At 70.6% G+C, this 12,951-nt stretch carries 15 protein-coding genes; 7 read left to right on the top strand and 8 right to left on the bottom strand.

The window, feature by feature from the left end; all coding sequences use genetic code 11:
- From FV226_RS16840 to FV226_RS16825, 4 genes are all read left to right on the top strand, one after another.
- Positions 1–569, top strand: a 569-nt coding sequence (locus tag FV226_RS16840; RefSeq protein ID WP_147763794.1) for a GyrI-like domain-containing protein, incomplete at its 5' end; no start/stop codon positions are given.
- Between the two features lie 102 nt (positions 570–671).
- Positions 672–1,439, top strand: coding sequence for a Fe-S cluster assembly protein HesB (locus FV226_RS16835; protein ID WP_147763793.1), 768 nt, complete (start codon positions 672–674; stop codon positions 1,437–1,439).
- Positions 1,440–1,732: 293 nt separating this feature from the next.
- Complete coding sequence (gene trpS, locus FV226_RS16830; protein WP_147763792.1) at positions 1,733–2,797, top strand: tryptophan--tRNA ligase; 1,065 nt, start codon at positions 1,733–1,735, stop codon at positions 2,795–2,797.
- The gene (locus FV226_RS16825; RefSeq protein ID WP_147763791.1) at positions 2,797–3,498 is read left to right on the top strand and encodes a haloacid dehalogenase type II; all 702 of its coding nucleotides are present in this window, start codon (positions 2,797–2,799) and stop codon (positions 3,496–3,498) included. Before trpS ends, FV226_RS16825 begins: the two co-directional genes overlap by 1 nt.
- A gap of 3 nt (positions 3,499–3,501) precedes the next feature.
- Here the strand turns inward: FV226_RS16825 and FV226_RS16820 are convergent, their stop codons facing one another.
- From FV226_RS16820 to FV226_RS16785, 8 genes are all read right to left on the bottom strand, one after another.
- Positions 3,502–4,155: a pyridoxamine 5'-phosphate oxidase family protein gene (locus FV226_RS16820; RefSeq protein WP_147763790.1), complete on the bottom strand. Its 654-nt coding sequence runs from the start codon at positions 4,153–4,155 to the stop codon at positions 3,502–3,504.
- Between the two features lie 205 nt (positions 4,156–4,360).
- Positions 4,361–5,380, bottom strand: coding sequence for a ketol-acid reductoisomerase (ilvC, locus tag FV226_RS16815; RefSeq protein ID WP_147754019.1), 1,020 nt, complete (start codon positions 5,378–5,380; stop codon positions 4,361–4,363).
- A gap of 31 nt (positions 5,381–5,411) precedes the next feature.
- Complete coding sequence (locus tag FV226_RS16810; RefSeq protein WP_147763789.1) at positions 5,412–6,047, bottom strand: TetR/AcrR family transcriptional regulator C-terminal domain-containing protein; 636 nt, start codon at positions 6,045–6,047, stop codon at positions 5,412–5,414.
- 84 nt (positions 6,048–6,131) lie between these two features.
- Positions 6,132–6,770 (bottom strand): glutathione S-transferase, encoded by a 639-nt coding sequence (locus FV226_RS16805; RefSeq protein WP_147763788.1) that lies wholly within the window; start codon positions 6,768–6,770, stop codon positions 6,132–6,134.
- Positions 6,767–7,099, bottom strand: a complete 333-nt coding sequence (locus FV226_RS16800; protein ID WP_246691635.1) for a type II toxin-antitoxin system PemK/MazF family toxin — start codon at positions 7,097–7,099, stop codon at positions 6,767–6,769. The genes FV226_RS16805 and FV226_RS16800 overlap by 4 nt, the downstream gene beginning before the upstream one ends.
- A 22-nt stretch (positions 7,100–7,121) precedes the next feature.
- Positions 7,122–7,424: a MazF family transcriptional regulator gene (locus tag FV226_RS16795; protein ID WP_147763787.1), complete on the bottom strand. Its 303-nt coding sequence runs from the start codon at positions 7,422–7,424 to the stop codon at positions 7,122–7,124.
- A gap of 52 nt (positions 7,425–7,476) precedes the next feature.
- On the bottom strand, positions 7,477–8,019 hold the full coding sequence (gene ilvN / locus FV226_RS16790; protein WP_147754014.1) for an acetolactate synthase small subunit: 543 nt from the start codon (positions 8,017–8,019) through the stop codon (positions 7,477–7,479).
- Between the two features lie 134 nt (positions 8,020–8,153).
- On the bottom strand, positions 8,154–9,929 hold the full coding sequence (locus tag FV226_RS16785; protein ID WP_147763786.1) for an acetolactate synthase 3 large subunit: 1,776 nt from the start codon (positions 9,927–9,929) through the stop codon (positions 8,154–8,156).
- Positions 9,930–10,359: 430 nt separating this feature from the next.
- Here FV226_RS16785 and FV226_RS16780 point away from each other — a divergent pair, with 430 nt between their 5' ends.
- Genes FV226_RS16780 through FV226_RS16770 form a run of 3 tightly spaced genes read left to right on the top strand, consistent with a single transcriptional unit; the run spans position 10,360 to position 12,933 of the window.
- The gene (locus FV226_RS16780) at positions 10,360–10,860 is read left to right on the top strand and encodes a chemotaxis protein CheW (protein WP_147763785.1); all 501 of its coding nucleotides are present in this window, start codon (positions 10,360–10,362) and stop codon (positions 10,858–10,860) included.
- 19 nt (positions 10,861–10,879) lie between these two features.
- Positions 10,880–12,379, top strand: a complete 1,500-nt coding sequence (locus FV226_RS16775) for a protein-glutamate O-methyltransferase CheR (RefSeq protein WP_147763784.1) — start codon at positions 10,880–10,882, stop codon at positions 12,377–12,379.
- Between the two features lie 17 nt (positions 12,380–12,396).
- Complete coding sequence (locus FV226_RS16770; protein ID WP_147763783.1) at positions 12,397–12,933, top strand: chemotaxis protein CheW; 537 nt, start codon at positions 12,397–12,399, stop codon at positions 12,931–12,933.
- The last annotated feature ends 18 nt before the right edge of the window (positions 12,934–12,951 follow it).

The following is a 12,951-nucleotide window of genomic DNA, read 5'->3' as shown; positions in this document are numbered from 1 at the left end:
CCGCCCCCGCGCCGCCTCCTGCCCCGCCGCAAGCGCAGGCTCCTTCCTCGTCCCCTCCCCAGACCTCCGGGCGAAAAACCCTGGTGGAGGCGCCGGCCAACGCCGACGACGTGGACGCGGTGACGTTGCCGGCCAAGCCCGCCGCGATCCTGGCCGGCAAGACGAAGTGGGACGAGGCGGTGCCGAGCCTCAAGGACGCCTTCGCCCGGATCGAGGCCGACCTGGCCAAGGCCGGCATCGCGCCGACCGGTCGCCCGCTCGCGGTCTTCACCCGGACCGACGACGACGGCTTCGCCTACGAGGCGATGATCCCGGTGGCGTCCGCGCCCGACCCGGCGCCGACCGCCGCCGACGGCCTGCGCTTCGGCACCACCCCGTCCGGCAAGGCCCTGCGCTTCCCGCACAAGGGCTCCTACGACGACATCGACGGCACCTACGAGACCCTGACCACCTACCTCGACGCCAAGGACATCGTCGTCCAGGACCGCTTCATCGAGGAATACGTCACCGACCTCGCCGACAAGGCCGACGACAAGCTCGACGTGAACATCTACGCGCTGACGCGCTGAGCATTTTCAAGCGAGGTGGATGCCGGCTCGCGTGAAGAACATGTTCTAACCCTGCGGCATCGGGCTGGGGAACCGGAGGGAATTCTCTCGGATTCCGCCCCCATGCCCAGCGCGAACCGCCACGACCTCTTCGCCGCCGCCCGCCCTCTCCGCGCAGCCGCGGCGACGGATGGGCCGCCCGCCGACCTCACGGCGAAGGCGCTGGAGATCCACCGCCGGCTGTGCCCGGTCTACGGTTGCCCGATCCCGTACTTCCACAGCCTCGATCCGCTCTCCGAGCTGGTCTCGTCGCTGCTCTCGCACCGCACCCGCAACGCCGATTCGGGCCGCGCGTTCAAGGCGTTGCGCACCCGCTTCCCCGATTGGGCCGACCTGATCGCCGCCCCGGTGGAGGCGATCGAGGAGACGATCCGCGGCGTGACCTGGCCGGAGCTGAAGGCGCCGCGCATCCAGGCCGTTCTGCGGGCGGTGGAGGCGCGCCACGGCGGCCTGTCGCTCGACTTCCTGGGGGAAATGCCGGTGGACGCGGCGCGGGCCTGGCTCGAGGCGATCCCCGGAATCGGCCCCAAGACCAGCGCAGCCGTGCTGTCGTTCTCGGTGCTGCGCATGGCGGCTCTGCCGGTGGACAGCCACCACCACCGCGTCGCCCAGCGCCTCGGGCTGATCGGTCCGAAGATGGATGTCGGCCCGTCGCACCCGATCTTGAGGTCGCAGCTTCCCGCCGACTGGTCGGCCCAGGACCTCTACGACAACCACGAGATCCTGATGCTGCACGGCCAGCAGGTCTGCCACCACCGCAAGCCCGCCTGCTGCCGCTGCGTGCTCGTCGACCTCTGCCCGAGCGCGCAGGTGGCCTACCGCGAGCCATAGACAATAGCGGTCGCTCGAAGCCGCGTTCAGCAACTTGAGGGCGCGAAGAGCGCTCGCGGAGGAGCGGGCCTTTCAGGACGTCGGTCCTGCAAAGCGTAGCGGGGCGAAAGTTTGTGCTCGTGGAGGCGGGCGTCGGCGATTGAGGGCGTCAGAAAGACAGGGCCAGCGCTTTCAGGCGATTGCCCTGAGCCGTAGTCGCCCCTCGCCTTGACCGGCTCGTCCCCCGGGTGCCAGAAACCCGCCCATCCAGGGACGCGAGATCGCCTCGGCCCGGCATTCGAGGGACCGCGCCGATGGCCGCGTTCAAGGAACTGGTGTTCTCGGGCGTGCAGCCGACGGGCAACCTGCATCTCGGCAACTACCTCGGGGCGATCAAGCGCTTCGTCGAGATGCAGGCGCGCGAGGCGCAGTGCCTGTATTGCGTCGTCGACCTGCACGCGATCACCTTGTGGCAGGACCCGGAGGCGTTGAAGGGTCAGATCCGCGAGGTCACCGCCGCCTTCCTGGCCGCCGGCATCGATCCGAAGCGCTCGATCGTGTTCAACCAGAGCCAGGTGCCGCAGCACGCCGAGCTCGCCTGGGTGTTCAACTGCGTCGCGCGCCTCGGCTGGCTCAACCGCATGACCCAGTTCAAGGACAAGGCCGGCAAGGACCGCGAGGCGGCCTCGATCGGCCTGTACGCCTATCCCGTGCTGATGGCCGCCGACATTCTCGCCTACCGCGCGACGCACGTGCCGGTCGGCGAGGACCAGAAGCAGCATCTCGAGCTGACTCGCGACATCGCGCAGAAGTTCAACACCGACTTCGCCGGCTCGATCGCAGCGCACGGGCACGACGAGGGCGCCGGCTTCTTCCCGATCACCGAGCCGCTAATCGGCGGGCCGGCCGCCCGGGTGATGAGCCTGCGCGACGGCACCAAGAAGATGTCGAAGTCCGACGCCTCGGACAATTCGCGCATCAACCTCACCGACGATTCCGACGCGATCGCCAGCAAGGTGCGCCGGGCCAAGACCGATCCCGACGCCCTCCCTTCGGAGGCCGCTGGCCTTGCCGGCCGGCCGGAGGCCGACAACCTTGTCGGCATCTTCGCCGGGCTCAAGGGCACCACCCGCGACGCGGTGCTCGCCGATTACGGCGGCGCGCAGTTCTCGGCCTTCAAGGGCGCGCTCGTCGAGCTCGCCGTGGAGACGCTGGCGCCGATCGCCGCCGAGATGAAGCGGCTCACCGCCGATCCGAGCCACATCGACGCGGTGCTGGCCGACGGTTCGGAGCGGGCTGAGGCCATCGCCGCGCCGACGCTCGATGCGGTCAAGGACATCGTCGGCTTCGTCCGCCGCACGCGCCTGCGCAGCGTGTGATGGCGGTCCGGGCCCTGATCTTCGACGTCTTCGGGACGCTGGTGGATTGGCGCTCGGGCGTGGCGCGTGAGGCGGAGCAGCTGCTCGCGCCCTATGCCCCGCAGCTCGATGGCGGTGCCTTCGCCGATGCGTGGCGGGCGCGCTACGGGCCGTCGATGGAGACGGTGCGCTCCGGCGCCCGCGGCTACGTCGACCTCGACGCGCTCCAGGCGGAGTCGCTGCCCGCGGTGCTGGCTGCCTTCGGGATCGACGGGGTTCCCGAGGCGGTCCTGGCCGACCTCGTCCTGGCCTGGCACCGGCTCGATGCATGGCCGGAGGTGCCGGATGCGCTCGTGCGCCTGCGGGCGGCCCACCTGCTCGCGCCCGTCTCGAACGGGCATGTCCGGCTGATGGTCGACCTCGCCCGGCGCAACGGCTTTACGTTCGACGCCATCCTCGGGGCGGGCTATTCCCGCGACTACAAGCCGAAACCCGCGCTCTACCGGGACGCGGTCGCGACCCTGGGCTTCTCGGCCTCCGAGACCTTGATGGTCGCAGCGCATTCGCTCGACCTCGCGGCGGCGGCGCAGCATGGGCTGGCGACCGCCCACATCGCCCGCCCGCGCGAGCACGGGCCGGCCGGCGGCGAGACCGCGCCCGGCGTGCCGGCGACCTATGCGGCCGCCGACCTCGCCGACCTCGCGCGCCAGCTCGGCGTTTGAGACCTACGCCTCGCCGCGGGCGACCAGCGCCTCGTATTCCGGCACCTCCAGGCGGCCTTCCTTGGCGACGCGGGCCTTGTCCGCGTCGGAGATCACGTCGCCAGCCAGATCCAGGCGCTTCCACGCGGCCAGCGGCGTCTCGCGGCCCGGCGTCGGGACGTACTTGTTCTGCGCGACCTTCTCGTACTTGTGGATGTAGCGCGGGCAGTTGACCCAGATCTTCACCACGTCGACGCGCACCAGGTACTTGGCCTCGGTGTAGTGCGCCATCAGGGGATCGTCGCGCAGCAGCGTCGCGGTGCCCTGCACGCGGACGCGGTGCGGCGTCTCGAAGTCGATGAACAGCAGCCCGACCTTGGCCTGCCCCTCGATGTTGCCCATCGAGTAGAACATGCCGTTGCCGTCGAAGCCCGGGAACACCAGCGTGTGGTCGTCCACGACCTTCACGAAGCCGGGGCCGCCGCCCTTGTACGACACCGTCGGCATGCCGTCGGGATCGACTGTCGACAGGAAGAACATGTCGCGCGAGCCGATGAAGGCCGCCTCGTCGTCCTGGATCGTCTCGTGCACCCACTGGGTGTCGAGGCGGTCGGCGAGCTTGGTGGTCTTGAACTCCTGCTGGAGCGCGCGGTGCGCGTCCGAATAGAGCGAGGCCATGGTTTCCTCCCGAGCCGGCCGAGCCTCCGCGATCCTTGCGTCGCGGAGTTGTCTCGGACTTTCGCGGCGGCACTGTCCCCGCAAACGTCGGCGCGGGCAATTGCCGAGTTTGCCCGCCGCATGAAAAAGGCCGGCCCCGCTTCCACGGGGCCGGCCTTCATCGATCATGGTCGCCTGGAAGGGCTCGACCGAACGTCCGAACGGATCAATTCTTGGTCTTGTCGACCAGCGCCTTCTCGGAGATCCACGGCATCATGCCGCGGAGCTTGGCGCCGACCTCCTCGATCGGGTGACGGGCGAGCTTGGCGCGGGTGGCCTTGAACGAGGTCTGGCCGACCTTGTTCTCCAGCATCCAGTCGCGGGTGAACTTGCCCGACTGGATGTCGTCGAGGACGCGCTTCATCTCGGCCTTGGTCTCGGCGGTGACGATGCGCGGGCCGGTGACGTACTCGCCGTACTCGGCGGTGTTCGAGATCGAGTAGTTCATGTTGGCGATGCCGCCCTCGTAGATGAGGTCGACGATGAGCTTCACCTCGTGCAGGCACTCGAAATAGGCCATCTCGGGGGCGTAGCCCGCCTCGACCAGGGTCTCGAAGCCGGCCTTGATCAGGTCGACGACGCCGCCGCAGAGCACGGCCTGCTCGCCGAACAGGTCGGTCTCGCACTCTTCCTTGAACGTAGTCTCGATGATGCCCGCGCGGCCGCCGCCGTTGGCGGAGGCGTAGGACAGGCCGAGGTCGTGGGCGTTGCCGGAGGCGTCCTGGGCGATCGCGATCAGCGTCGGCACGCCGCCGCCGCGCAGGTACTCGGAGCGCACGGTGTGGCCCGGGCCCTTCGGGGCGACCATCAGCACGTCGAGGTCGGACCGCGGCTCGATCAGGTTGAAGTGAACGTTGAGGCCGTGGGCGAACAGCAGGGCGGCGCCCTGCTTCATGTTCGGCTCCAGCGACTCCTTGTAGATGTCGCCCTGCAGCTCGTCCGGGGTGAGCATCATCACCACGTCGGCCCACTTGGCGGCGTCGGCGACCGACATCACCTTGAAGCCCTGGCCTTCGGCCTTCTTGGCGGTGGCCGAGCCCGCGCGCAGGGCGATGGCGATGTCCTTCACGCCGGAATCGCGCAGGTTGAGCGCGTGGGCGTGGCCCTGGCTGCCGTAGCCGACGATGACGACCTTCTTGCCCTTGATCAGGTTCAGGTCGGCGTCGCGATCGTAGTAAACCCTCATGGTGTTGGTCCTCTCTGGTGAAGGGGTGTGGTTAGCGCTTGGGCTGGCCGTAGAGGGCCAGGAACTGCTCCACCGCGCGGGCGGCGTCGCGTCTGATCTCGGCGGCGTCGAAGGTGATCGCATCGCCGAGCAGAAGTCTGATCTGCACGTCGCGGCCGACGAGGCCGAAGAAGGTGCGGAAGGCGGTCTCGGTGTCGTCGAAGGCGAGCAGCCCCGCCGCGCGGCCCGCCTCCAGCACCGGTTTCAGCCGGTCGCCGATCGCGAAGCGCCCGTTGGCGAGGACGATGCTGCCGAGGTTGCTTTTGCGCGACGCCGCGTCGCCGATGGCGATGCGGTTGAGGGCGATCGAGGCCCGGCTCGAGATCACGCCGAGCCAGGTCGTCGCGAAATCGCGCAGGCTCTCGCTCAGGGCGGCGACGTCGAGGGCGTGCGCCTCGTACTGGCCGGTGCGCACGCGGGAGGCCTGCCATCGCACCGTCGCGGTGAGCAGGCCGTCGCGGTCGCGGAACCACTTGTACAGGGTCTCCTTGGAGCAGCTCGCACGGCGCGCGACCGCATCCATCGTGAGCTGGTCGCCCTCCTCCACCATCAGGTCCAGCACCGCGTCCAGGACGGCCTGCTGGCGGACGGAAGGGGTCGCGTCGTGGATCGCCGAGCCGGATGCCATCGTGCGCTAAAACCGTACCGTACCGTACGGTTCGCCTGATAGGGCGATTCGTTCCGGATCGCAAGGGCACCGTCTGGGGATGCCTTAGGCCGGAAACGGCAGGCCTTCGCGGGCGAAGACGGCTTGCACGGCCGGCCGTTCGGCCATGGCGCGCGCGTGGGCGGTCCAGGCCGGGAACCGGGCCGGCATGTCGAAGCGCAGGGTCGGCCCTCGGGCCCAGACCCAGAACACCATCAGGTAGGCGTCGACCACGCCGTAGCGGTCTTCCACCGCCCAGCCGCCGTTCGAGAGCCTGACCTCGGTCATCGTGCAGAGGTCGCCGAAGGTGTCGGCCGCCTTGGCGCGGATGCCGGGCAGCGCCGCCTCGTCGTCGCTGTAGCGCTCCGCCCGCCGGATGTGGGCGTAGGCCGGGTGGTGGTTGGTCGCGAGCCAGCACAGCCACTCGTCGGCCACCGCCTGCGCCTTCAGGTCCTCGGGCCAGAGCCGCGCCTCAGGGTGCGCGCGGGCGACGTGGCGCAGGATGGCGCTGTTCTCGGTGAGGACCCAGTCGCCCACGACCAGGGCCGGCACCCGGCCGCGCTCGTTGATCGCGAGGTATTCCGGCGCCCGCTGGTCGCCGGCGGCGAGGTCGAGGCGCACGGTCTCGTAGGGCGCGCCCGCTTCCTCCAGGGCGATATGCGAGGCGAGCGAGCAGGCGCCGGGGGCGTAGTAGAGGGTCGTCATGGGCGTGCACCGTCGTCGCTGAGGAGGCTGAGAAGCGTCGCGAGCCTGCCGCGGACCTCGGCGAGGACCACGTCCGGCACGAAACCGAGTGATCTGAGAATGCGTGCGTCCCGATCGATCGAGCGGACCTGATCGACCAGCACCGCGCCCTCAGCCGCGAGACCAGCCGGCAACATCACCTTCGTCGGCCAGGGATCGCGGTTCCGGGTGATCGGGCAGACGATGACGCGGCGAGCCAGCAGGTGCATCTCGTCGTTCGAGGCCACCAGGGCCGGACGGCGGCCGTTCTGCTCGGTCCCGCGGACGGGCTCCAGGTCGACGAGGAGCAATTCGCCGGGACGCGCCCGCCGCTCAGCGGGAGTCGTCATCGTCGATGATCTCGGATCCGCGATCCGGTCCCCAGCCGACGGTGGGAGGCTCGAACGCGGGTCCGAGGCGGCGCGCTTCCGCGACCATCTCGGCCATCGTGAAGACCGGGATCCCGTTCACGTGCCGGCGGCCCTGAGCGTGAGGGCCGGCATCGGTCGTCGTGACGATACGGTCCTTCGCCGTCACCTCGACGGTCTGGCCCTCGCTGAGGCCATGCGAGCGGACGTCGTCCGCAGACAACCGGACGGCGAACGCCTGACCAGATCGTTCCAGTTTCCCTTCCATCCCGACGCTCCTTTCGCGAGCCGGCACCATCATAGCGCCGGCTCTCGCGAAATCACATCGGGTCGGCGCCCCGGCCCATCGCGGCGATGCCGGTGCGGGAGATCTCGACGAGGCCGAGCACGGTCATCAGGCGGATGAAGCGGTCGATCTCCTCGGTCGCGCCGGTGAGCTCGAACACGAAGGAGGTCAGCGTCGCGTCCAGCGTCTTGGCGCCGAAGGCGGCGGCGAGCCGCAGCGCCTCGCCGCGATGCTCGCCCTGCCCCGCCACCTTCACGAGGCACAGCTCGCGCTCGAGCGCGCTGCCCTGGAGGGTCAGGTCGACGACCCGGTGCACGGGCACGAGGCGGTCGAGCTGCGCCTTGATCTGGTCGATCACCGCGTTGGTGCCGGCGGTGACGATGGTGATGCGCGAAAGGTGGCGCGCCTCCTCCGTCTCCGACACCGTCAGGCTCTCGATGTTGTAGCCGCGCCCCGAGAACATCCCGGAGATGCGCGCGAGCACGCCCGGCTCGTTGTCGACGATCACGGCGAGGGTGTGCCGGTTGACGGCCTCGATCTTGCCGGCGTCGGGATAGTGGGTGTTCATGGCGTTCATTGCGGGGCGCGTCCTCGTCGTCCAGTTCGTCCAATCCGCGGCCTCGCACCCCTGGGGCGAGGCGGCCGCGGCTGCGCGTCGCCGCCGATGCGGCGGATCGCGGCCCGACCGCAGGGTCGGGCCGCCACCGAAGGCTACACCAGCATCTTGCCTTCCTCGGAGATCACGTCGCCGATCTCCATGCCGGTCTCGCCGAGGTAGTCGGAGAGCAGCATCTCGTTGTGCGCCTTGCCCGACGGGATCATCGGGAAGCAGTTTTCCTTCTTGTCGACGATGCAGTCGAAGACGACCGGGCCGTCGTAGTCGAGCATCTCGGCGATCGCCGCGTCGAGGTCGCCCGGCTTGTCGCAGCGGATGCCCTTGGCGCCGTAGGCCTCCGCCAGCTTGACGAAGTCCGGCAGGCTCTCCGAGTAGCTCTGCGAGTAGCGCGAGCCGTGCAGCAGCTCCTGCCACTGGCGCACCATGCCCATGTACTCGTTGTTCAGGATGAAGATCTTGACCGGCAGGCGGTACTGCACCGCGGTCGAGAGCTCCTGCATGTTCATCAGGATCGAGGCTTCGCCCGCGATGTCGATGACCAGGCCCTTGGGATGGCCCAGCTGCGTGCCGATGGCCGCCGGCAGGCCGTAGCCCATGGTGCCGAGGCCGCCGGAGGTCATCCAGCGGTTCGGCTCCTCGAACTTGAAGTACTGCGCCGCCCACATCTGGTGCTGGCCGACCTCCGTCGTGATGTAGGTCTCGCGGTCCTTGCACGCCTCGTAGAGGCGCTGCACCGCGTGCTGCGGCTTGATGATCGTGCCCGAAGGCCAGTAGGCGAGGCACTCGCGCGCCCGCCAGGTGCGGATCTTGGCGAACCACCCGTCGAGGTTGGACTTCTCGGGCCGCGCCGGCAGGGCGTGCCAGACCTCCAGCATGTCGGACAGCACGCTCGCGCAGTCGCCGACGATGCCGACGTCGACCTTGACCACCTTGTTGATCGAGGAGGCGTCGACGTCGATGTGGATCTTCTTCGAGAACGGCGAGAACGCGTCGAGGCGGCCGGTGATGCGGTCGTCGAACCGCGCGCCGACGCAGATCATCACGTCGCACTCGTGCATCGCGAGGTTGGCCTCGTAGGTGCCGTGCATCCCGAGCATCCCGAGGAACTTGTCGTCGGAGGCCGGGAAGGCGCCGAGCCCCATCAGGGTCGAGGTGACCGGGTAGCCCGTCTCGGCGACGAGTTCGCGCAGCAGGCGCGAGGCCTCGGGGCCGGAATTGATCACGCCGCCGCCGGTGTAGAAGACCGGGCGGCGCGCGCCCGCCATCAGCTCGACGGCCGTACGGATCTTGTCCGCGTCGCCCTTGACCGCCGGCTTGTAGGTCTTGTGGCCGTCGACCGAGGGACGCTCGTAGAGCCCACTCGCGAACTGGATGTCCTTGGGCAGGTCGACGACGACGGGGCCGGGCCGGCCGTGCGAGGCGACGTAGAAGGCCTCGTGCAGGATGCGCGGCAGGTCGTCGATCGATTTGACCAGGTAGTTGTGCTTCGTGCAGTGGCGCGTGATGCCGACCGTGTCGCACTCTTGGAACGCGTCGGTGCCGATCAGGTGCGTCGGGACCTGGCCGGTGATGCAGACGAGCGGGATCGAATCGAGCAGCGCGTCGGTCAGGCCGGTGACGATGTTGGTCGCTCCCGGGCCCGAGGTGACGAGCACGCAGCCGACCTTGCCGGACGAGCGGGCATAGCCCTCGGCGGCGTGCACGGCGCCCTGCTCGTGGCGGACCAGCACGTGCTTGACCGCCTCCTGGTGAAAGAGCGCGTCGTAGATCGGCAGCACCGCGCCGCCGGGATACCCGAACAACGTGTCGACGCCCTGATCCTTAAACGCCCGGATGACCATCTCGGCCCCGGTCATGACCTCGCCGCCCATCGTCTTCCTCCTACTCGTCTTGCTGGTCTTCGTCGTCTCGATGTCGTCGATCGGGCGCGGGCAACAAAAAAGGGCCCCGCGAGGGACCCTGCATGCGCCACCGCCCGGATCGCGGCCCTGAGTTCAGGGCCGCCCCGTCGGTGGCGCTTCCGCTACGATAAGGATCGTCTTCATCGCGATCGATCTTTCGCCCAACGCAGGCCGCCCGCATGGCGCTCCGCGTGAAAAGTGACCGGTGTCTTAACGAAGGGCTCGCCGATGGTCAACGGTCTTCGGGCGGTGCGCGAGGTCTCCGCAGAGGATCGGGCCTCCGCGAAGCATTTGCCGCAGGCCGGCCCCAGGGCGCGCCGCGCGATTGCCCCGGCTCGGCGCCCGGCCTATCAACGATCCTCGTCCCCCAGCCCAGCGAGCGCGAGTGCACGGAACGCCGGTGGCCCAGCCCGAGACGGCCTCGCTCAGCTACCTGCTCCTCGACGTCGCGGGCACGTCCTGCGCCCTGCCGCGCTCTGCGGCCGGCGAGGTGCTGCCGCTGCCGGACCTGTTTCGCCCGCCGGCCGCCGGCGGGTGGCTCGCCGGCTTCCTCAACCTCGGCGGCGAACCGGTGCCGGTCGTCGACCTCGCGCGCCTCCTCGGCCTGCGCGAGGGGGCGCACGATCCCGGCCCCTACGCCCACTTGATCCTGACGCCGGACGTCGCCGGGGCCTGGCTCGTCGACCGGGTGACCGACCTCGTGACCATCGAGCCCGAGGCGATCCGGCCGGTGGCGGCGCAGGCGAGTCTGAACGGCTGCGTGTCCGCCGAGATCGCCCAGGGCGACCGGCTGATCCACGCCCTCGACCCGGAGCGCCTGCTCGGCGCCGAGGAGCGCGCCCGGGTCGGCGCCCTGACGCGGGCGGCGAAGGCGCGCCTCGCCGCGCTGCCGGCCGCCTGAACGGTCGGCGGCAAACCCGATGCGGCGGCCGTCCGGTCCGAGCCCTCACGCCGACCCGGGCTACGCCGCCCTGAAGGCGCGGATCATCGCGCGCACCGGCCACCACTACTACGCCGACAAGGACGACCTGCTGTTCGACCGCCTGCGGAGGCGGTTCAAGGCCTGCAACGTGGCCGACGCCGCCGCCTACGACGCGCGCCTGGACGACGGCGCCGGCGAGTGGGCGGCGCTGGAGGCCGAGATCACGATCGGCGAGACCTTCTTCTTCCGCTACGCCGAGCAGTTCGCCGCGTTGCGCGAGACCATCCTGCCCGGCCTGGTCGCGGCCCGCGGGACCGAACGCACCCTCCGGGTCTGGAGCGCCGGCTGCTCGACCGGCGCCGAGCCCTACTCGGTGGCGATCCTGCTGCATCAGCTGCTCGGGCCGGCGCTCCCCGACTGGCGGGTCTCGGTCGTCGGCACCGACATCAGCATCGCCGCGCTCGCCACCGCGCGGGCGGCCGAGTTCGGCCGCTGGGCCCTGCGGACGCTGCCGGTGGAGGAGCGCGTGCGCTACTTCCACCGCGTCCCGGCGAGCCCCGGCGCGACCCGCGAGGGCGGCTACGCACTGCGGCCGGAGTTCCGGCGCATGGTGCGCTTCGAGCGCCAGAACCTGATGAGCCTCATCGACGGCAGCATGCCCGAGGGCTTCGACGGGTTCGACCTCATCCTGTGCCGCAACGTCCTGATCTATTTCAGCGCCGAGACCGTCGCCGGGATCGTGCGGGCGCTCGGACGGCGCCTGCGCCCCGGCGGCTGGCTGCTGATCGGCCACGCCGAGCCCCACCCGGCCTTCGCCGGCTGGCTCGAGGCGGTGAACCTGCCGGGCACCGTCGCCTATCGCCGGCCGCCCGAATCGGCTCCTGCACCGCAACCCGAGACTCGCGGGGAGCCGCCGCCGTCCTCGCCCCTCGTCGAAGCATCGTCGTTCGAATTCCGTCCGGCGGCAGACATGCTCCTCGAGGCCTCCGGCGCGTCGGCCGTCGCCGAGATCGTCCGCCCGGCGCCGTCCGCGAAGGCTGCGGCCCCGATCGATCCGGCGCCCGCGGTGGTCATGACGCCCGACCTGGCGGCGGAGGACGTGGCGCTCGCCGTCCGCGCGCTGGCTGACGCCGGCGACACCGGCGCGGCGTGGCGCCTGCTGCGCGACGCGCTCGCCGTGCGACCCACCGATCCGGCCCTGCGGCTCTACGAGGGGCTGCTCGCCCTCGGGTTCGGCCGCGAGGCGGAGGCCGAGCGGGCCTTCCGCGGCGCGCTCTACCTCGACCGCGGCTACGTCATGGCCCACTACCATCTCGGCCTGCTGCTCGGGTCCCTCGGGCGGACCGCCGACGCGCGCCGGGCGCTGGACAACGCGGTCGCCTTGAGCCAAGCGCTGCCGCCGGATGCGCCCTTGCCCGAGGGCGACGGGGCGTGCGCCGGCGAGATCGCCCTCAGCGCCGCCGCGATCCGCGACGGCATCGGAACGGGGGCGGCGTGAACGCGGCGGATCGCCAGATGAAACCAGCCGACCGGCCGTCCCGCACGGCGGCGCTGCGCGCGGAACGTACGGCCGCCCTCGCGCGGCGCGGGGCGACGGCGCGCGCGGCGGCCCCGAGCACGGCCTACCTCGTCTGCGCCTGCGGGACGGAGCGTTTCGGCCTGCCGCTGGCCGGGGTCGCGCGCGTGCTCGCGGCGCGGCCGTGCACGCCGGTGCCGGGCGCCACCCCCGCGATCCTCGGCCTCGTCGCCCTGTCCGGCCGGATCGTCAGCGTCGTCGGCCTCGCCCGCGCCCTCGGACGGCCGGGAGCGGACGTTGCCGCCGGCGGCCACCTCGTCGTCCTTCGCGCCGGCGGGACGCCGACCGCGCTCGCCGTCGACCGCGTGCTCGGGCTCGCCCATCTCGCCGAGGTCGCAGGCGACGCCGAGGGTGCGGAGGGCGGATTCGGCAGCGATGCGGTTTCGCGCTATGCCCCGGCCGATCCCGGCCCGTCCGGCCTCGGCGACTTCGTCGTCATCGACCTGCCGCAACTGCTGCGGCGCACCCTGCCTTGAGACGCGAGACGCGCGCGA

The organism is Methylobacterium sp. WL12, assembly GCF_008039475.1.
Lineage (GTDB): Bacteria > Pseudomonadota > Alphaproteobacteria > Rhizobiales > Beijerinckiaceae > Methylobacterium > Methylobacterium cerastii.
The sequence above is the reverse complement of the archived record's forward strand: the minus strand, read 5'-3'. Positions and strand labels throughout refer to the sequence as shown.

Bases quoted from the DNA above. Each gene is read 5' to 3' on its own strand.
- FV226_RS16835 (WP_147763793.1), top strand. From the start codon at position 672: ATGCCCAGCGCGAACCGCCACGACCTCTTCGCCGCCGCCCGCCCTCTC.
- ilvC (WP_147754019.1), bottom strand. From the start codon at position 5,380: ATGAGGGTTTACTACGATCGCGACGCCGACCTGAACCTGATCAAGGGC.
- ilvN (WP_147754014.1), bottom strand. From the start codon at position 8,019: ATGAACGCCATGAACACCCACTATCCCGACGCCGGCAAGATCGAGGCC.
- FV226_RS16785 (WP_147763786.1), bottom strand. From the start codon at position 9,929: ATGGGCGGCGAGGTCATGACCGGGGCCGAGATGGTCATCCGGGCGTTT.
- FV226_RS16770 (WP_147763783.1), top strand. From the start codon at position 12,397: ATGAAACCAGCCGACCGGCCGTCCCGCACGGCGGCGCTGCGCGCGGAA.
- FV226_RS16825 (WP_147763791.1), top strand. From the start codon at position 2,797: ATGGCGGTCCGGGCCCTGATCTTCGACGTCTTCGGGACGCTGGTGGAT.
- FV226_RS16805 (WP_147763788.1), bottom strand. From the start codon at position 6,770: ATGACGACCCTCTACTACGCCCCCGGCGCCTGCTCGCTCGCCTCGCAT.
- FV226_RS16775 (WP_147763784.1), top strand. From the start codon at position 10,880: ATGCGGCGGCCGTCCGGTCCGAGCCCTCACGCCGACCCGGGCTACGCC.
- FV226_RS16820 (WP_147763790.1), bottom strand. From the start codon at position 4,155: ATGGCCTCGCTCTATTCGGACGCGCACCGCGCGCTCCAGCAGGAGTTC.
- FV226_RS16795 (WP_147763787.1), bottom strand. From the start codon at position 7,424: ATGGAAGGGAAACTGGAACGATCTGGTCAGGCGTTCGCCGTCCGGTTG.
- trpS (WP_147763792.1), top strand. From the start codon at position 1,733: ATGGCCGCGTTCAAGGAACTGGTGTTCTCGGGCGTGCAGCCGACGGGC.
- FV226_RS16810 (WP_147763789.1), bottom strand. From the start codon at position 6,047: ATGGCATCCGGCTCGGCGATCCACGACGCGACCCCTTCCGTCCGCCAG.